Source organism: Pseudoclavibacter sp. AY1F1, from assembly GCF_002931075.1.
Classification (GTDB): Bacteria; Actinomycetota; Actinomycetes; order Actinomycetales; family Microbacteriaceae; genus Pseudoclavibacter.
Window position 1 is genome coordinate 85,508 of record NZ_PSTQ01000013.1, and the last position, 18,669, is coordinate 104,176.

Sequence of the window (18,669 nt, forward strand, 5' to 3'; positions counted from 1 at the left end):
AGAATGGAGTCATGACCGAACCGAGATGGCTGTCCGCAGACGAGCAGCACTCCTGGCTGCACTTCATCGGGGTCGTCGAGCTCCTCCCCGGCGCGCTCGACACGCAACTCGGCAACGACGCCGGCATCACGCACTACGAGTATCTCGTGATGGCGGTGCTCTCGGAGTCGCCCGGTCGGAGCCTGCGCATGACCGACCTCGCGACGCGCACCAACGCCACGCTGCCTCGACTCTCGAGAGTTGTCCTCGGCCTCGAGCAGCGCGGGTACGTCGAGCGAATGAGCCACCCTGGCGACCGAAGAGCAAAGATCGCGAAGCTCAGCGACGCCGGCATGTCCTTCCTCGAGGAGACGGCGCCGGGCCATGTCGCGAAGGTGCGTGAGCTCATCGTCGACGCGCTCACGCCCGAGGAGTTCAGCACGCTCGGCCGGATCTCGCAGAAGCTGCTCGGCAGGATCGACCCCGAGGACCGCTTCGGCGTGCACCGAGTCGCCTCCGCGGCCTCGCCTGGCGACGCCGAGCCGCTGGCACGCCTCGGCATCGGAGCCCCCGCGACGCGCGCGCTTGCCGAGGCAGGGCAGCTGAATCTCGCCGACGTCGCGGGGGCCAGCCGGGAGCACCTGCTTGCTCTCCACGGCGTCGGACCTCGCGCCGTCGGCATCCTCGAGGCCGCCCTCGACGCACGCGGACTCTCGCCGCTCGAGCGCTGACGGCCAGGTACGGGACCCGACCGTCAGCAGCTCGGACGACGAGGGCGTGTCTGACACTCCTAGGCGGCTGCGAGGTGGGCCTCGCGCGCCACGCTGCGTGCCACGGGCCGCTCGCAGAGGTGATGCGCGTAGGCGGGGATCGTCAGGAAGGTCGGGAACTCGTCCTCGAGCGACACGCGTCGCAAGATCTCCGCCGCGGCGTCGAGGCGGTTCCCCTCGAACCTCGGCGCGTCGCTGAGCACACCCTCGAGCAGTGAGGCGACGAGACCTCGCGTCACCTTGGTGCCCGAGTCCGTGACGGTCTCCTGAGCGATCCACTGCCAGAGCTGCGATCGCGAGATCTCCGCCGTCGCCGCATCCTCCATGAGGTTGTCGATCGCGACCGCGCCGACGCCCCGAAGCCAGCTCTCGATGTAGCGCAGCGCGACCGACACGTTGGCGCGCACCCCCTCGTCGGTCACGTGCTTCTCGAGCGAGCGGACGTCAAGTAGTTGAGCCGCCGTCACCTCGACGTCCGAGCGGTCACGATCGAGCTGGTTCGCCCGGCCGCCGAGCACGGCGTCGAACTCGGCGCGGGCGACGTCGATGAGACCGGGATGCGCAACCCACGAGCCGTCGAAGCCGTCGGCAGCTTCCCTCGACTTATCGGCCCGCACCTTCTCGAGCGCGCGAGCCGTGACCTCCGGCTCGCGCGAATTGGGGATGAAGGCGCTCATGCCGCCGATGGCGTGCGCGCCGCGTGCGTGGCAGGTCCGCACAAGCAGCTCCGTGTAGGCACGCATGAACGGGACCGTCATGGTGATCCTGTCCCGGTTGGGGAAGACGTACTGAGGGCCACGCGAGCGGTAGTGCTTGATGAAGCTGAAGATGTAGTCCCATCTCCCTGCGTTGAGACCGGCGCAGTGCTCGCGCAGCTCGTACAGGATCTCGTCCATCTCGAAGGCGGCCGGCAGCGTCTCGATGAGCACGGTTGCCCTGATCGTGCCGTGGTCGATACCGAGCGCCCGCTCCGAGAAGGTGAAGACGTCGTCCCAGAGGCGCGCTTCGAGGTGATTCTCCAGCTTGGGCAGGTAGAAGTACGGACCGCGGCCCCGGGTGATGAGCTCACTCGCGTTGTGGAAGAAGTAGAGCCCAAAATCAACAAGGGAGCCTGAGGCTGGCCTCTGCTGGCCGGAACGGTCGGTGTAGCTCAGGTGCTTCTCGACGAGGTGCCAGCCCCGCGGCCGCACGATGATCGTCGGGGTCGCCTCTGCCGTGACCGTGTACTCCTTTCCTTCTGGGCTCGTGTATTCGATGCGCTCCCTGACAGCGTCGAGCAGGGAGACCTGGCCACCGACGATGTTCTGCCAGGTGGGGCTCGTGGCGTCCTCGAGGTCGGCCAGCCAGGCGTTGGCGCCCGAGTTGAGTGCGTTGATCGTCATCTTGCGGTCGGTGGGGCCCGTGATCTCGATGCGTCGATCCTCGAGGCCGGGGCCTGCCCCCGCGACGCGCCAGTTGCGGTCCTCCCTGATGGCGGCCGTCTCGCTCAGGAAGCGGAAGTCGCGACCGTTCTCGACGGCTTTCCGGCCGTCCATCCTGGCGAGCAGGCGCTCGTGTCGCCTCCCGGCGAACTGGTCGTGGAGTCGGAGGACGAAATCGAGGGCTTCCCGCGTGAGGATCTCGTCGAAGCGGTCGCCGGTGGGTCCCGTGACCTTGAGTCGTGGCTCTGGCGTGCTGTTCATGGTGGTGATTCCTGTCTGCTCAGTCAAGGTCTGTTCGGTCACGGTCTGTTCGGTCACGGTCTGTTCGGTCACGGTGTCAGGAGAACTGCTCGGACTCGGTGGAGCCCACGAGCGCGAGGGTCGAGCTGCTCGGGTTGAGGCTCGAGGAGAGGCGATCGAAGTAGCCGGTCCCGACCTCGCGCTGGTGCCTGGTGGCGGTGTAGCCGTCGGCCTCGCTCGCGAACTCGGCCTCCTGCAGGTCGACGTAGGCGCTCATGTGGCGGGCGCTGTAGTCGCGGGCGAGCGTGTACATGGAGTGGTTGAGGGCGTGGAACCCGGCGAGGGTGATGAACTGGAACGTGTACCCCATCGCCGCGAGCTCGCGTTGGAACGCCGCGATCTGCGCGTCGTCGAGGTGGCGCTTCCAGTTGAACGATGGCGAGCAGTTGTAGGCCAGCTTCTTGCCAGGGAACTCCGCGTGGATGCTCTCGGCGAAGGTCCGGGCCAGCTCGAGATCGGGCTCGCCGCTCTCGACCCAGAGCAGGTCGGCGAACGGCGCGTAGGCGTGGCCGCGTGCGAGGACGGTCTCGATGCCCGGCTTCGTCTCGTAGAAGCCCTCGGCGGTGCGCTCCCCCGTCAGGAACGCCCGGTCGCGCTCGTCGACGTCGCTCGTGATGAGGTTAGCGGCCAGAGAGTCGGTTCTTGCGATGATAATGCTGGGCACGTCCGGCGACGTCGGCCGCGAGGCGCGCGGCGTTGAGGGTGCGGATGTGCTGCTGGGTCGGCACGAGCACTTTGCCTCCCATGTGCCCGCACTTCTTCTCGCTGGCGAGCTGGTCCTCCCAGTGCACGCCCGCGGCCCCCGCCTGAATCATGGAGGTCATGAGCTCGTAGGCGTTCAGCGGGCCACCGAAGCCGGCCTCGGCGTCGGCGACGATGGGCGCGAGCCAGTCGCGGCTCGGCGCGCCAGCCTCGGCCGTCTCGATCTGGTCTGCTCGCAGGAGGGCGTTGTTGATGCGGCGCACAACGACGGGGACGGAGTTCGCCGGGTAAAGGCTCTGGTCCGGGTAGGTCTGGCCGGAGACGTTCGCATCTGCCGCGACCTGCCATCCCGAGAGGTAGATGGCCTTCAGGCCGGCCCGCACCTGCTGCACGGCCTGGTTGCCGGTGAGGGCACCGAGAGCTGCGACCCAGCTCCCGTCGTCTTCGGTGACCATGTCCCACAGGCGCTCGGCTCCACGCCTTGCGAGCGTCTGCTCCTCGACGACGCTTCCACGCAGCGCGACGACGTCCTCTGCGGAGAAGTCGCGGGTGATGCCGCTCCAGCGTGCCTCGGTCTTCCAGGCCGTCTCGATCGCCGCCGCCGCCTTCGCCTGCGCCGACTCGGCTGCCTGGTGGGTCGTCGTGTTCATGCTGAGCTCCTTTGCTCGAAAAACTGGGGATGTGTTGATCCTGTGCCGAATCAGCCGCCGAATCTGGAGATAGTCGCTAGAAATCTGCTAATTCTTCTAGCGTGCAGAAGGATGCGTGTGGCACGGTGGCCAGCATGGACATCGACGTTCTGACCCTCGGCCGACGCATCCGCTCGATCCGACAGGAGCGGGGCCTCACCCTCGAGGCACTCGGCACCGCCATCGAGCGCGCGCCGTCTCAGGTCTCCGCGATCGAGACGGGAAAGCGCGAGGTGCGGCTCTCAGAGCTCCAGGCGTTCGCACGACTGTTCGGTGTGACGGTCGACGAACTGCTCTCCGACGCGCCGCTCTCGAAACGGGCGACCCTCGAGGTGGAGCTCGAGCGCGTGCAGGCGGGGAGGATCGCGCTTGCCCTCGGCCTCGAACCGCTTCCCATCCGACGCGCACTCAGCGACGAGGCGATCGAGACGATCCTGTCGCTCTACCGCGAGCTCGCGAGGATCGACTCGGAGCGGGCGGCGACGCCGGAAGAAGCAAGGCGGGCGAACACGGAGCTCCGCCTCGCCATGCGAGAACGTGACAACTACTACGCGGAGCTCGAGGAGCGAGCGGGAGCGCTGCTCGCGAGCGTCGGCCACGAGGACGGCCCGCTGTCGCAGCGCACGGCAGCCGACATCGCCGCACACCTGGGGCTCACGCTGCACTACGTGCGAGACCTCCCCGTCTCCACGCGCTCCGTGGTCGACCGGAGGCACGGCCGGATCTACGTGCCCCTCGCACAGTCGCCGGACGCGGACCCGCGTTCGATCATCCTGCAGACCATCTCGAGCTACGTGCTCGGCCACGAGGCGCCCCGCGACTACGCGGAGTTCCTGCTCCAGCGGGTCGAGACGAACTACTTCACGGGTGCCATGCTCATCCCGGAACAGGGTGCGGCCAAGCTCATGGCTGGAGCGAAGGAGCGCCGCGCGCTCTCGGTCGAGGACCTGCGAGACGCCTACGGCGTGAGCTACGAGACCGCAGCGCACCGCTTCACGAACCTCAGCACGCACCACCTCGGCATCCCGGTCCACTTCCTCAAGGTCAGCGAGTCCGGCGTCATCTCGAAGGCCTACGAGAACGACAGCGTCACCTTCCCCACCGACGCGCTCGGGGCCGTCGAGGGCCAGTTCGTGTGCAGGCAGTGGAGCGCGAGGCGCGTCTTCGACGTCGAAGACCGCTTCAGCCCGTATCACCAGTACACCGACAAGCCGGTCGGCACCTACTGGTGCACCTCCCACATCCAGACCACCCCGCGCGGCACCTTCTCGGTGAGCGTCGGCACCGCGTTCGAACACTCGAAATGGTTCTCGGGACGAGAGACGACGCGCAGGCACACGTCGACGTGCCCGAACGGAGACTGCTGCAGGCGCCCGTCCGAGACGCTCACGGCGCGGTGGGCTGGCGCGTCGTTCCCGAACGCGCGCATGCACACCTCACTGCACGCGGCGATGCCGACAGGGGCGTTCCCCGGAGTCGATGAGGTCGAGGTGTACGAGTTCCTCGAGCGTCACGCCCCGGAGGCACCACCGGCACCGCCGGCACCGAGCAGCTGACCGCTGGGTGCCTCGGCAGACGGCGGGTCTGCCGGCAGGCCGAGCGTGTCCCGCAGGGTGGCGCCAGGCGTGTAGTCCTCGCGGTACACGCCACGCTCCTGCAGCTCGGGGATGACCTCGTCCACGAAGCGGTCGAGGCCGTTGGGGATGAGCGACGGCACGATCACGAAGCCGTCGGAGGCGCCGCCCTGCACGTAGCGGGAGATTTCGTCGGCGATGTGCGAGCCGGTGCCGACGAAGGTGTGCCTCGTGTTGAGCTTGAGCATGAGCTCGCGCACGCTGAGCGATTCACGCTCCGCGATCTCCCGGAACTTCGAGATCTGCGCGCGCTGCTTCGAAAGGTCGTTGGCCTGTCCGGCGCGGATGAGCTCGTCGCCGGGCTCGAGGTCGGGAAGCGGACCGTCCGGGTCGATGCCTGACAGGTCCCTCCCCCACACCTGCTCGAGCATCGCGATGGCCGTCTGCGGGCTGACCTGGGCGAGCGCCTCCTCGCGCGAGCGCTCGCGAGCATCCGCCTCGGAGTCGCCGACAACAAAGGTCGCGGCCGGCATGATCAGGAGGGAGTCTCGCGATCGGCCAACGGCAGGCAGCCTCCCCTTGACGTCGTCGTAGAAGCGCTTGCCGTCCTCGAAGGCGGCGTGCAGCGAGAAGATGATCTCGGCGTTCGCTGAGGCGAAGTCGCGTCCAGCCGGGGAGTCGCCCGCCTGCACGATCACGGGGTAGCGCTGCGGGCTGCGCGGGACGTTCGAGATGGTCTCGACATCGAAGTGCTTGCCGACGTGGTTGACGCGGTGCACGCCCTCGGCGCGCAAGAACTCGCCCCGGCCAGGGTTCGCGGCGATCGCGTCGGACTCCCACGAGTCCCAGAGCCGCTTCGAGAGCCGCACGAACTCCTCCGCACGCTCGTAGCGCTCGGCGTACTCGAGGAAGCCGCCGCGGCGGAAGTTCTGGCCGTGGAAGGCGTCGCTTGAGGTGACGACGTTCCAGCCGGCCCTGCCCTCGGAGAGGTGGTCGAGCGTCGCGAGCTGACGCGCAAGGTCGGCGGGTTCGTTGAACGTGGAGGAGAGCGTGCCCACGAGGCCGATGTGCGAAGTCAGGCTTGCCAGAGCGGCGAGGATGACCAGCGTGTTCGGGCGACCGACGACGTCCAGGTCGTGGACTCGCCCCTTGTGCTCGCGGAGCCGCAGGCCCTCGGCGAGGAAGAGGTAGTCGAACCTGCCGCGCTCGGCCGTCTCTGCGAAGGCGCGGAACGAGGCGAGGTCGATCTGACTGCCCGCGTCGGGGTCCGTCCAGATGGTCGTGTTGTTCACGCCGGGGAAGTGTGCGGCGAGGTGGACCTGCTTGAGGGGGGTTCCGCTCATGCGCGCTGCGCCTTTCTTGCGTTGGATGTTCCTGTGGCGAAGCGGTTCGCCGGGCGGGGAACGAGCCCAAGCGTCTTGCGCAGACTCGGCGACTTCTCGCGCGGGTTGGGAGGCGATACGATGCCGCGCGCCTCGAGCATCGGGCGCACCCTGTCGACGAACTCCGCGACGTCGCCGTGCGTGAGGGGACGGACGCGAACACCATCGAGGCCGGCTTCCGCGTACTTGGCGATGAGCTCGGCCGTCGTGACGTTCGAGCGAACGACGACCCGCGTGTCGCTGCGGTACCCGGAATCCGCGCGGACGCGCTCGTCGAGGGCCCTGAAGTGCTCTTCGGTGGAGCCGTCCTCGTCGCCGAGGAAGATCTCGAGGTCGGCGACGATGCGCAGCGGCTCTCCCGTGCGCCCGACGCGCAGCTCTGCTTCCCTGATCGCTGCGACCAGCTCGGCGACCGTCGAACGGCCAGGGGTGACGAAGACGACGTCGGCCTGCCGTGCCGCGAAATCGAAGGACTCCTCAGTTTGCGCGAGGGCGAAGACCGGAGACTGCCCCTGTGGCGAGCGCGGCACGATCGACGGGCCCTTGACGCTGAAGTGCTCACCCTCGAAGTCGGCGTAGTGCAGGCGGTCGGCGTCGATGAACCGCCCGGTGTCGGCGTCACGGATGACGGCGTCATCCTCCCAGCTGTCCCAGAGCCGGCGGATGACCTCGACCGAGTCGGCCCCCTCCGCGAAGATCGCGTCGAGGCCCAGGGAGCTCTTGCGTCCGAAGCTCGCCGCTTCGGCCGCGCTCGCGCTGAGCTTCGCCCGCAGGCCGGCTCGTCCGAGCGAGACATGGTCAAGAGTCTGGATGCTCGTGGCCGCGTGGAAGGGCTCGGCGTGGGTGAGCCCGATCGTGGGGACGAGTCCGATGCGCTTCGTCTGCGGCGCGAGCGCCGCGGCGAGGAGGGTCGCGTCGAGCGAGACCTCGGCCAGCTCGCGGGCGGCCTCCCAGTCTGGGGCGCTCCCCTCGATCTGGAAGGCGTCCTCGAACGTGACGTAATCGATGCCGGCTCGCTCGGCGTGCTGGACCAGGTCTCGCCAGTAGCCGAGCTCGGAGAGCCTGGCGCCGTCGCCTCTCGGCAGGACCGTCCAGGCCGCTGGGTGCCAGCCCGCGCCTTGGAGCGCGAGTCCGATCGTGAACCGTCCGGGGCTTTGGCGTCTCGACATGGTGCCTCTCTCACGGGATCGGGCCCGGACTCTGCTGAGCGCAGAGGCCTGCAGCGTTCGGGGGTTGCCCGATCGTATGGCGCAGCGTCGGCGCGGGAGGCCCGTCGACGTCACCCGCCGAAATGGAGTGCAACATTGCGACGCGCGGGGGGCGTTCGCCTCACGATGCTGGCCGATTAGTCTGCTGTTCCATGGAGCTCGAACTCGCAGTCTTCGGCGTCGCAGCGATCCTCATCATCGTTGCGGTCGCCGCCATCGCCCCGAAGCTCGGGGTGGCAGCGCCCATCCTGCTTGTGCTCGTGGGGATCGGCGTCGGCTACTTGCCTGGCGTCCCCGACTTCCAGTTCCCGCCGGAGCTGATCCTCGCGATCGTGCTCCCGCCGATCCTCTATTCGGCCGCCGTGAACGTGCCGCTGACCGACTTCAGGCGCAACCTGCGCTCCATCACGGGCCTTTCCGTGCTGCTGGTCATCATCTCGGCATTCGGTAGCGGTTTGCTGCTGTACGCGCTCCTGCCCGACCTGAACCTCGCCGCGGCTATCGCCCTCGGCGCGGTCATCAGCCCGCCTGACGCGGTGGCCGCGACGGCCGTCGGTAAGCGCCTCGGGCTCCCGCCCCGCCTCGTGACGGTGCTCGAGGGCGAGGGCCTCGTCAACGATGCGACGGCCCTCGTCATGCTGCGCAGCGCCATCGCGGCGACGGCTGGCGCGCTGTCGTTCTGGGGTGCGGTCGGCGACTTCGTGCTCGCCGTGACGCTTGCGGTTGTGCTCGGGGCGGCCGTGGGGGCGGTTACCGTCTACGTCCGTTCGAAGCTCGACAGCGCCGTGCTCACGACGGCGATCTCCTTCACCGTGCCGTTCCTGGCCTACGTGCCGACCGAGGAGGTTGGTGGCTCCGGTGTGCTCGCGGTCGTCGTGGCCGGCCTCATCACCGGCCATGCAAGCGCGAGCCGCTTCAGTCCGCAGGACCGCATGAGCGAACGAACGAACTGGCGCACGGCCCAGCTCCTGCTCGAGAACGGCGTGTTCCTGCTCATGGGCTTCGAGCTCTCGTCGCTCATCGAGTCGGTCGACGGCGACGCGGACGGCATCGGGCTGCTGCACGCGGTTGGTATCGGGCTGCTGGCGACGCTCGCGCTTGTTGTCATCAGGGTGCTCTTCATGATCCCGCTCGTGCTCTCGCTCCGGAGCGAGCAGCGCCGAGCCGAGCTCGTGGCGCCCAGGGTCGAGCAGTTCCTCAAGCGGGTCACGGCTCCTGGCCACGAGGGCGCCAAGCCGCGGCTCGTCGACCGCGCGAAACGAGCGAGCGCCGACATCGCCTTCTATCGTGACGAAGGGCTCGGCTGGCGCGGCGGCGCAGTGCTCGCCTGGTCCGGGATGCGCGGCGTCGTCACGCTCGCCGCGGCGCAGTCGCTGCCGGCCGACTTCCCCTACAGGCCGCAGCTCGTCCTGATCGCCTTCACGGTCGCCATCGTGACGCTTGTCGTGCAGGGCGGCACTCTGCCGCTGCTCATCAGGAAGCTCGGAGTGACGGGCACCGACGCCGACGCCGACGCGCGGGAGCTCGCGAGCCTCGCCGACGAGGTGTTCGAGGTCGCGCAGGAGTCCCTCGCGAACCCAGACCTGCGGCGGGCGGACGGCGGTGAGTACGACTCGGAGGTGCTCGAGCACGTGCAGGCCGTCGCCTCACGCATGGGACGCGTGCTCTCGAACACCGTCGACCTCGCCGAGCATGCCGAGGACACGCACGTCCAGCGGCGGGAACTCACGCGCATCCTGCTCGACAACGCGCAGCTCGCGTTGCTCGACGCGCGATCGTCCGGCACCTACTCGTCGCGGACGATCGAGCAGGCGCAGCACCGTCTCGACGCCGAGGCCCTGCGCTTCGGCGGCGCGTGACGCGAGGCCGCTCACGTCGAGGAAGCCCGCTCGGGTGGAAGAAGCCCGCTCACGCGGAAGCGGGGCTCAGGCTCCCTCTAAGCCCGCGCCCCCGCTTCCTCGGTGTCTGCCCTGCTACGCCGTCGCCTCGAGCGGGTAGCGCAACGTTGCGGCGACCTCGGCCCCGTCGACGAGGTCTCCTCGCCTCACGGCCCTCACCTTGGCGCCGTGCTTGAGGGCGCGCGCGGCGATCTCGTCGACGATCGCGTAGGTGTGCGGCCCGGGAACGTCGGCGCGCGTGAGCTTGCCGTGCTCGTCGAGCTCGCCCTCGAGCGTCGAGTCCATGTCGAAATAGAGCTCGGCGATCGCGCCCTGCGAGGCGGCCTTCGCGACGTCGTTGATCGATGTCGTCGCGTGCCCGTTGCTGCGCTTCGTCCCGAACTCCTCCCGCCACGTGTTGATCTCACCTCGGTAGTGGTCGTCGAGGATTCCCCTGGCCTTGGCGTCGAGCTCGCCGGCTGCAAGCGACCCTGGATGCGCGCCGATGCGCTGCTCGAGGAGCCCCGGGTACTCGTTCACGGCACGGTAGGCGGTATCGAAGTCGCCGGTCGCCGCGAGGATGAGCGGGGCGCCGGACTCGCGAAGGATCGGGATGACCTGCTCCTGCACGATGCGCGCGAAGCGCTCGTGGCCGATGCGGTCGCCGGTTGTCCCCTGCGCACGCTGCCGATCAAATCGCCCTCCAGTGGTCGTGTGCTCGAGCACCGTCGGGAGGTCATCCGGGAGACCCTCGATGGGAAGCTGGCGCGGCTTGGCGTCGGCGAGCACCTCGAAGAGCGTCACCTCGCCGCGCGAGAGCCCGAGCACGAACCCGCAGTTCGGGAACGTCGTGGCGCGCAGGAGGGCGCCGACATCGAACCGATCGCCGACGGCGACGTGCTGCCCGAGGCGATTGGCGAGGCGGAAGGTGCGGAAGCGGTCGGGTGAGGCGAGGATGACGAGGGAGCGGGACTGGGCCCGCCAGAACTCCGGATCGGATTCGAGCTGCTTCGCGGGATCGAGGGTCTTCGCGATCCGAGACTTGTCGAGACCGAGCTGCTCGAGCTCCTTGGCGGCCTGACTCACAGCCGCCCTCAGCTCCAGCCGCAGGGCCTCCGACTCACTCGGAGCGCTCGAGGCGGGGATGGCGATGCTGACGCTGCCCTCGCCCCGGTACTCGGTGAGTTCAAGCAGATCTTCATGGGTAGGAATATCACTTGGCAACATCTCTGCACGCTATTGATCCGGCCTGAGAGTTCGGTCATCGTGGTGCGCCTAGACTGACCTGGTTACGCCCCTCCACACTCTTTGCACGGCTCAGGACGCAAATTACATCTATGACAGGTAACGCGACTACTCGCTTCCACAACGTCTCGCTGCTGTCGGTCGCGAGCCACCTCCCGTCGAAGGCCACGGCCTCGTCGGACATCGAAGGCAAGCTCGCCGCCGGCTTGAAGCGGCTGAAGCTCCCTGGCAACCTTCTCGAGCGCGTGGCAGGCGTCACGGAGCGAAGGAACTGGGCGGAGGGCGAGTCGTTCACTGAGGCGACCGTCGCCGCAGGCCAGGAAGCGCTGCGACGAGCGGGAGTCGACGCAAGCGACATCGGTCTGCTCATCAACACCTCCGTCACCCGCACGCACCTCGAGCCCTCCGTCGCCGTGCGTATGCACCACGGACTCGGCATGCCGAGCTCTGCGGTCAACTTCGACATCGCGAACGCGTGCCTCGGCTTCGTGAACGGCATGACGCTCGCCGCGCAGATGATCGAGGCCGGTCAGATCCGCTACGCCATCATCGTCAACGGCGAGGACGCCGACGAGATCCAGGTCAACACCATCAACCGCCTGCTGCGCGACGACATCGGCCGCGAGGACTTCATGAGCGAGTTCGCGAGCCTCACGCTCGGCTCAGGTGCCGCGGCGGCGGTGCTCGGCCGCACCGACGAGCATCCGGAGGGCCACCAGATCCTCGGCGGCGTGACGCGGGCGGCAACCCAGTTCCACGAGCTGTGCGTGGGCAGCGTCCAGGGAATGTTCACCGACGCCAAGGCCCTGCTGCGCGGTGGCCTCGACCTCGTCGTCTCCGCCTGGAAGGAGGCGCAGACCGACTGGAACTGGTCGTCGATGGACCACTACATCACCCACCAGGTCTCGCGTGTGCATACAAACGCGATCGTGAAAGCGGTCGGGCTCGACGCGAAGCGGGTGCCGACGACGTACCCGACGCTCGGGAACGTGGGGCCGGCCTCCATCCCGATCACCCTCGACCTGCAGTCGAAGACACTGAAACGCGATGACCGCGTGCTGCTCATGGGCGTTGGCTCCGGCCTCAACACGGCCATGATGGAGCTCAAGTGGTGAGGTCGGCCAAGCGCCCACCCGCCGGATTGCCCGGCCTCCAGGAGCGGCTCAGCCGCATCGTCGAGACGCCGGGCGTCGGCGATGACGCCGGCTCGCGCCGCGGCTGGCACATCCTCGATACAGGGGCAGCCCTCGCCGAGCTCGGAGTGGAACCGACCGGGACGATCCTCGCGGTCCATGGCAATCCGACGTGGTCCTACCTGTGGCGTTCGCTGGTCAATGAGTCGCTCGCGGCCGCCGAGGCCGGCGGCACCGCCTGGCGGGTCATCGCGGTCGACCAGCTCGACATGGGCTTCTCGGAGCGATCAGATCTCCGCCGGACGCTCGAGCAGCGCATCCTCGATCTCGGCGCGCTCACCGATGAACTTGCCCTCAGTGGCAGCGTGATCTCGCTTGGCCACGACTGGGGCGGCGTCGTCGCCTTCGGCTGGGCGGTGCGTCACCCCGAGCTGCTCACCGCGGTCGCCTCCCTCAACACGGCCGTCGACCAGCCGAGCGACCTGCCCATCCCGGCGGCGCTGCGCCTCGCGCGCTTCGGTCCGGTGCTGCGCGCCTCGACGTCGACGAGCCCGGCGTTCCTCAAGACAACGCTTGCCCTCGCGAACCCGCCTCTCTCAGCTGACGTGAAGGCCGCCTACTCGTCTCCGTACCTCGACCGCGCCTCGCGCCTGGGCATCGAGCAGTTCGTGGCCGACATCCCTGTCGACGAGAACACGCAGAGCTACGACGCCCTCCAGGCCGTCTCCTCGGGTGTGGCCGGGCTCGACGTCCCCGCCTTGCTCCTCTGGGGCCCGCGCGACCCGATCTTCACTGACCTTTACCTCGGCGACCTCATGCGACGGCTCCCCCACGCGGAGGTGCACCGCTTCGAGGGCGCCGGTCACCTCATCGCAGAGGATGTTCCGTACGCGGGGCACCTTCTGGCCTGGCTCGACGACGTGGCGGCTGGCAGCGCCCGCCGCCGCGAGCAGCCGGCGCTCCGCGGCGCGGAGGACAGCACAAGAAAGTCCGCGCCGATGTGGGCCGCGCTCGACGAACACCGGGACGATGAAGCCGTGGCCGCGCTGGAGATGGGTCGGGGGCCGGGCGGCCAGCCGCTCAAGGTCTCCTGGCGACAACTCGCGGGGCGGGTCGATGAGATCGCCGCTGGCCTGAGTGCCGTCGGCGTGCGCCGAGGGGACCGCGTCTCTCTGCTCGTCACGCCCGGCGTCACGCTGACCGCCATCGTCTACGCGTGCCTTCGCATCGGGGCGGTCGTCGTCGTGGCGGATGCGGGCCTCGGCGTCAAGGGACTCTCGCGCGCCGTCCGCGGCGCGTGGCCGGATGTCATCATCGGCCAGGTTCCTGGCCTGACGGCGGCGAAGGCGCTCGGTTGGCCCGGACTTCGCATCAGCGCGACAAGCATCCCGGCGAGCAGCCGTGCGGCGCTCGGCGTTGCGCACTCGCTTGCCGAGATCGCCAACCTCGGCCGCGGGGCCGTGCTGCCTGAGGCACCGGGCCCAGAGGACCTCGCGGCCGTGCTCTTCACGTCTGGCTCGACGGGGCCTGCCAAGGGCGTCGTCTACACGCACCGCCAGCTCCAGGCGGTCAGGGACACCCTCCGTGACACGTACAGTGTGACGGCAGAGTCCGGCCTCGTGACGGGGTTCGCCCCGTTCGCCCTCCTCGGGCCCGCCCTCGGGACGCGCTCCGTGACGCCGGACATGGACGTGACCTCCCCTCGCACGCTCACGGCGACCGCCGTCGCCGAGGCGGTCGTGGCAGCGGATGCGCGCATCGTGTTCCTCTCGCCCGCCGCGATCCTCAACGTCGTCGCGACGCGCGACGCCCTCGATTCTTCGCAACGCGAGGCGCTCGGTCGGGTCGACACGTTCCTCTCGACCGGCGCACCGATCGGTGCGAGGCTGCTCGACGATGCGTGCGCGCTCATGCCGAACGCCGAAGCGCACACCCCATACGGCATGACCGAGTGCCTGCTCGTGACGGACATCGACCGAGACGGCATCTCGTCCGCGGCGCTCGCGCCAGACGACGGCGTGTGCGTCGGCACCCCGATCGGCAGCAACATCGTCCGCGTCAGCGCGCTCGACACCTCCGGCGCGGCGACCGGGGCGCCCTCCGACGAACCCGGGGTGCTCGGCGAGATCATCATCAGCGCCCCGCACCTCAAGGAGCGCTACGACCGGCTCGCGATGACGGACCGTGCCGCTCTGCGCGAGCTGCAGGCTGAGGACGGACAGGTGCCGGTCCGCTGGCACCGCACGGGCGACGTCGGACACCTCGACGCCGAAGGCCGGCTCTGGGTCGAGGGGCGGCTCCCCCACGTCTTCGTGACGGTGGATGGCCCGCTCGCCCCCGTCGGCACCGAGCAGGACCTCGAGACGCTGCCCTGGGTGCGTCGCGCCGCCGTCGTCGGCGTCGGCCCGGCTGGCACGGCGCAAGCAGTCGCCGTGCTCGAGACGCGCGAGCGCTCCCGCGGCGTGCGCGTCGCCGAGGCTGCGCTTGCCGACGCTCTGCGCGCCTCCACGACCCAGCCGCTCGCGGCCGCCCTCATCGTGCCGGAGCTCCCCACCGACATCAGGCACAACTCGAAGATCGACCGGTCCGCGCTCGCCAGCTGGGCTGAGCGTGCGCTGTCCGGGGAGCGGGTCTCGGCCCCATGAGGGTGCTCGTCACGGGTGCGAGCGGCATGCTCGGACGAGCCGTCGCCATTCAGCTGCGTGACGAAGGCCACGAGGTCACGACGATGCAGCGCGGCGCGAGCGGAATCCAGGGCGTCACGGACGCGCTCGGATCGATCACCGACGAGGGCGCCGTCGCACGTGCCGTCATGGGGGCAGAGGGTGTTGTCCACCTCGCGGCCAAGGTTTCCCTGAGCGGCCAGGAGTCCGAGTTCGAGGCGGTCAACGTCGCCGGCACGAGGCGACTGCTCGCTGCGGCTCGAGATGCTGGCGCCACGCGCTTCGTGATGGTCTCCTCCCCCTCGGTCGCTCACTTCGGTGCGGCCATCCACGGGGCAGGCGCGGACACGGCGAGCCCCGAGCTCGCGCACGGAAACTACGCGCGCACGAAGGCAGAGGCGGAGCTCCTGGCGCTAGCGGCCGACGTCGCGGGCTTCGGTGTCGTCGCGGTGCGCCCCCACCTCGTCTGGGGACCGGGCGACACGCAGCTCATCGCCCGCATCCTCGACCGCGCCACGAGGGGAACCCTGCCGCTGCTCGGCCGCGGGGCGGCCCTCATCGACTCCTGCTACGTGGACAACGCAGCCTCGGCAATAGCGGCGGCGCTTCGACGGGTGCCAGTAGCTCACGGCAACAGCTACGTCGTCACGAACGGCGAGCCACGGACGGTGGCTGAACTGATGGAGGGCATCTGCCGCGCCGGCGGCGCCCCGCCGCCCCGCTTTCGCGTGCCCGCGGGCCTCGCGCGCGCGGCCGGATCCCTTATCGAGGCCGTGTGGCGTATCCGCCCCGGCCGGGACGAGCCACCCATGACGAGGTTCCTCGCCGAGCAGCTCTCGACGGCGCACTGGTTTGATCAACGCCGGACCCGCGAGGACCTCGACTGGGTGCCGGCCGTGTCGCTCGAGGAGGGCCTGCAGCGGCTCGCCGACCACACGGCGGCGGCCTCGGACGCGCGAGGGACTCGCGCACCGAGCAGCTCGCGCTCCCGCTAGTCGAGGAGTCCGCGCCGCTCTGCTGCGACCACCGCGGAGCGACGGTCGCTCGCCCCGAGTTTGCGGAAGACGCTGCGCAGCTGCGCGCGCACGGTGTGCACTGACACGAAACGCTGCGCCGCGATCTGGGCGTTCGTCCAGTTCCTCCCCACGAGGCGCAGCACCTCGATCTCGGCGCTCGAGAGCTCCTCACCGACGGTGGAGTCCGAGAGCGGTCGGGAATCGAGCGCCGAGACGATAAGCAGATCCGCGATGCGCTTCGGGAGCTTGTCGCTGATCGAGGTCATGAGGACGGCGTCGCTTGTGGTCGCGAATCGAAGCGCGAACCTCGCGTTGCGATCGTCGAGGCATTGCGTCGCCATCGTCGCGATGCGGTTGGCAGCCGCGTCGAGGTTGCCGAGCCGGAGCATCGAGAGCGCCGCGAGCGTGCGGCCGATGGAGGCGAACCTCGGGGCGATCTTGTCGTCGGCGAGGGAGGCCTCGGCGTGCACGAGTGCCTCGCCGGGGCGACCGTTGGCGAGCTCGACGAGGGCGCGCGAGAGACTGACGTAGCAGTCACCTTCCGCGCCGGAGTAGTCGGCTGCCTTCTGAGCTCGGACGCTCTGGCCGCGCGTGAGGTAGAAGGTCGTCGCAGCCAGGGTGAGCAGCGTCGAAGGCAAGCCGTCCCGCCAGGACGTCGCGCTCAGCTCGAGCAGCTCGTCGACCTCCGCGATGGGGTCTTCATCGCCGACGAGAGCCTCCAGCAGGATGCGAACGCTCGCACCGGTGTCGTGTGGGAGGACGGTGCGGGGAAGGTCGCGCAGTTGCCTCGCGAGGTCTCGGGCGGTCGCCTCCTCGCCATTGTCGAGCAGGTCGAAGCAGTCCGCGAATCCCGGCAGGCTCCGCCCCGTGAGCTTCTCCGCGTCGGTCTGCTGCACGCCGCAGATGACCCCGATGATCTCGATGTGCCTCAGCGCGTCGAGATCGGTGCGGTTGTAGCTCTCGCCGTGCTCCGCCGCTATTTCTGCGAGTTCGAGTGCGAAGGGCAGGTCGTCGGCGAGGGTCGCCGACCAGATCAGCACGAGGCAGTCGGCCGCGAACCTTCCCCGGGCGATGGGCGAGCTGTGGAGGGCCCCGAGGAGCTTGCCGTCTGAGTCGCGGATGAGGGCCTTCGCGTCGCGCAGGCATCGCTCGGCAGCCGCCCGGTCGCCGCCGAAGGACGTCGCCAGGGAGTGCCTGGTGACCTGAGAGAAGAGCCCGACGGGGTCGCTCGCGGCGATCCGCGTCGTCGCGATGCTGGACTCGCGCAGGCTGTGGAGGACACCCCTCGTCGCGCCGAAACTGCGCCAGCGGAAGAGGGCGATGAGCAGGTGCGTGCTCACGAGGCGTGGGAGAACGCTGGCCGGTGCCTGCAGCATCTCTTCGACGGTCTCTCGCGGGGCGTACTCGTAGAGGGTCCTGAAGTGACGCTGGGCAATCGACTCGACTTCACCCCAGGCCCGGGCGCGGAGGGCGAGGAAGAGCCTCTGCATGACGTTTCCCTCACCGGGGAACGCGGCGACCGCACGCGCGGCGAGGGCTCTGACCTCCTGCGGCGAGCGCTCGGCGCTGAGGCGCCCGAAGGTGTCGGCGTGCCACACAAACTCGATATCGAGCGAGATCGGGTTGACCTCGGTCGTCCCGTACGGGGACGACGCGAGCTGGTCGAACCAGTGGTCGCCGGTGAGCTCCGGGGCAAGCAGGTGCAGGTCCTCTCTCGAGAAGCGACGCAACACGCTCATGGCACGCACCATCCGCACGCCATCAACCCGTTCCAGCTCTGCTGGATCGAAACGCCGAAGCTCCTGCAGGGTCATCGCGGCGCTCGAGGTGCCGCTCACGATGGACCACCCTTCCGCGTTGGCGCCGGAACGGAAGCGCTCGAGGGCGAGACGGGTCGTCAGCGGGTGGCCGGCAAGCACGTCGAGGAGCTGGGTGCGCAGCTCCGCCGGCGCGCCCGGCTCGTTGCGCTCGAGGACTTCTCCGATCTCGGAGGCGTCGAAGGCGAGCTCTCTCGGCTGGATGACGACCCCGTCGCGCCCGAGCGTGTACGCCCAGTCCGGCATGGACAGCGAGGAGATGAAGAAACGCACGCCAACGCTCTGGTGGCTCGGATCGGTGCGGCCGCTCGGCGACAAGCCAGACTGCCTGACCTGCGCCCAGAGTTGGTCATCCTGGGCGACGATGACGTCGTCGAACAGAACCGAAAGACGTTGGTGGCGGCCATCCGCGAGTTCGGTGAGGACCCGTTGGAGCTCTGATCGCGAGGCGCACCAGACGAAGGCCTCCCGCGCGGCCTCGAGTTTGCCCTGAATCTGCCTCAGGAGCGTGGTCCGTCCGCTGCCGGGCATGCCGACGATGAATGTGAAGGCGTGCCCATCCAACGCGAGGCTGGATAGCCGGTCGCGCTCGACGAGTTGCCACGGCTCTCCCGCACGTTGGTCGCCGTTGAGCGTGCTGGTGGACATCGTTCTCTCTCCTGCTGATTCTCAGCGCCAGGCGCTGCGGACTCCCCCCAGAGTCCTGCGCGAGACCGAAAGTCGCTCTGCAGTCTCGCGCCGCAGTCCACGATACGGTTTTGGGGACAAATGCGTTGTATACGTTCACATCGACATTCGGGTCGCTTCACCGGATCCAGTGATTTGGTGGGCCTTTTCCTGCCCGATTTCTCCTATTTCCGACCAGGAGACACGGGAAACACCATAAATTCACC

11 protein-coding genes and 1 pseudogene are annotated in these 18,669 nt (G+C 68.9%); 6 read left to right on the forward strand and 6 right to left on the reverse strand.

The genetic code is table 11. The features are described 5' to 3' along the window. Positions 1-11: 11 nt before the first annotated feature. On the forward strand, positions 12-710 hold the full coding sequence (locus tag C5B85_RS16250) for a MarR family transcriptional regulator (RefSeq protein ID WP_104287053.1): 699 nt from the start codon (positions 12-14) through the stop codon (positions 708-710). A gap of 59 nt (positions 711-769) precedes the next feature. Here C5B85_RS16250 and aceB read toward each other — a convergent pair whose 3' ends face one another. After that, the gene (gene aceB, locus C5B85_RS16255; protein WP_104287076.1) at positions 770-2,431 is read right to left on the reverse strand and encodes a malate synthase A; all 1,662 of its coding nucleotides are present in this window, start codon (positions 2,429-2,431) and stop codon (positions 770-772) included. 76 nt (positions 2,432-2,507) lie between these two features. After that, positions 2,508-3,822: pseudogene (gene aceA / locus C5B85_RS16260) on the reverse strand (isocitrate lyase). Between the two features lie 134 nt (positions 3,823-3,956). On the opposite strand from aceA, the gene C5B85_RS16265 reads away from it, so the two are divergent. Then, positions 3,957-5,417: an XRE family transcriptional regulator gene (locus C5B85_RS16265; protein ID WP_104287054.1), complete on the forward strand. Its 1,461-nt coding sequence runs from the start codon at positions 3,957-3,959 to the stop codon at positions 5,415-5,417. Here the strand turns inward: C5B85_RS16265 and C5B85_RS16270 are convergent. Both C5B85_RS16270 and C5B85_RS16275 read right to left on the reverse strand, forming a co-directional pair. Continuing rightward, on the reverse strand, positions 5,372-6,778 hold the full coding sequence (locus tag C5B85_RS16270; protein WP_104287055.1) for an NtaA/DmoA family FMN-dependent monooxygenase: 1,407 nt from the start codon (positions 6,776-6,778) through the stop codon (positions 5,372-5,374). The genes C5B85_RS16265 and C5B85_RS16270 overlap by 46 nt on opposite strands. Then, positions 6,775-7,986, reverse strand: coding sequence for an LLM class flavin-dependent oxidoreductase (locus C5B85_RS16275; protein WP_104287056.1), 1,212 nt, complete (start codon positions 7,984-7,986; stop codon positions 6,775-6,777). The genes C5B85_RS16270 and C5B85_RS16275 overlap by 4 nt, the downstream gene beginning before the upstream one ends. Positions 7,987-8,177: 191 nt before the next feature. On the opposite strand from C5B85_RS16275, the gene C5B85_RS16280 reads away from it, so the two are divergent. Further along, a complete protein-coding gene (locus C5B85_RS16280; protein WP_104287057.1) occupies positions 8,178-9,884 on the forward strand; it encodes a sodium:proton antiporter in 1,707 nt (568 codons plus the stop codon). A 114-nt stretch (positions 9,885-9,998) separates the two neighbouring features. Here the strand turns inward: C5B85_RS16280 and C5B85_RS16285 are convergent, their stop codons facing one another. Then, a complete protein-coding gene (locus tag C5B85_RS16285) occupies positions 9,999-11,129 on the reverse strand; it encodes a hypothetical protein (protein WP_104287058.1) in 1,131 nt (376 codons plus the stop codon). A 110-nt stretch (positions 11,130-11,239) separates the two neighbouring features. On the opposite strand from C5B85_RS16285, the gene C5B85_RS16290 reads away from it, so the two are divergent. The 3 genes from C5B85_RS16290 to C5B85_RS16300 are packed head-to-tail and all read left to right on the forward strand — an operon-like array spanning position 11,240 to position 15,938. Next, complete coding sequence (locus C5B85_RS16290) at positions 11,240-12,262, forward strand: 3-oxoacyl-ACP synthase III (protein WP_104287059.1); 1,023 nt, start codon at positions 11,240-11,242, stop codon at positions 12,260-12,262. Then, entirely contained in the window at positions 12,259-14,925 is a 2,667-nt protein-coding gene (locus tag C5B85_RS16295; RefSeq protein ID WP_374953107.1) for an alpha/beta fold hydrolase, read from the forward strand. Before C5B85_RS16290 ends, C5B85_RS16295 begins: the two co-directional genes overlap by 4 nt. Continuing rightward, on the forward strand, positions 14,922-15,938 hold the full coding sequence (locus C5B85_RS16300) for an NAD(P)-dependent oxidoreductase (RefSeq protein WP_104287061.1): 1,017 nt from the start codon (positions 14,922-14,924) through the stop codon (positions 15,936-15,938). Before C5B85_RS16295 ends, C5B85_RS16300 begins: the two co-directional genes overlap by 4 nt. Here the strand turns inward: C5B85_RS16300 and C5B85_RS16305 are convergent. Continuing rightward, entirely contained in the window at positions 15,935-18,424 is a 2,490-nt protein-coding gene (locus tag C5B85_RS16305) for a helix-turn-helix transcriptional regulator (RefSeq protein WP_104287062.1), read from the reverse strand. The genes C5B85_RS16300 and C5B85_RS16305 overlap by 4 nt on opposite strands. Positions 18,425-18,669: the final 245 nt, after the last annotated feature.

Excerpts from the sequence above, each read along its gene's own strand:
- C5B85_RS16250 (WP_104287053.1), top strand. The coding sequence starts at position 12 with ATGACCGAACCGAGATGGCTGTCCGCAGACGAGCAGCACTCCTGGCTG.
- aceB (WP_104287076.1), bottom strand. The coding sequence starts at position 2,431 with ATGAACAGCACGCCAGAGCCACGACTCAAGGTCACGGGACCCACCGGC.
- C5B85_RS16265 (WP_104287054.1), top strand. The coding sequence starts at position 3,957 with ATGGACATCGACGTTCTGACCCTCGGCCGACGCATCCGCTCGATCCGA.
- C5B85_RS16270 (WP_104287055.1), bottom strand. The coding sequence starts at position 6,778 with ATGAGCGGAACCCCCCTCAAGCAGGTCCACCTCGCCGCACACTTCCCC.
- C5B85_RS16275 (WP_104287056.1), bottom strand. The coding sequence starts at position 7,986 with ATGTCGAGACGCCAAAGCCCCGGACGGTTCACGATCGGACTCGCGCTC.
- C5B85_RS16280 (WP_104287057.1), top strand. The coding sequence starts at position 8,178 with ATGGAGCTCGAACTCGCAGTCTTCGGCGTCGCAGCGATCCTCATCATC.
- C5B85_RS16285 (WP_104287058.1), bottom strand. The coding sequence starts at position 11,129 with ATGTTGCCAAGTGATATTCCTACCCATGAAGATCTGCTTGAACTCACC.
- C5B85_RS16290 (WP_104287059.1), top strand. The coding sequence starts at position 11,240 with ATGACAGGTAACGCGACTACTCGCTTCCACAACGTCTCGCTGCTGTCG.
- C5B85_RS16300 (WP_104287061.1), top strand. The coding sequence starts at position 14,922 with ATGAGGGTGCTCGTCACGGGTGCGAGCGGCATGCTCGGACGAGCCGTC.
- C5B85_RS16305 (WP_104287062.1), bottom strand. The coding sequence starts at position 18,424 with ATGTCCACCAGCACGCTCAACGGCGACCAACGTGCGGGAGAGCCGTGG.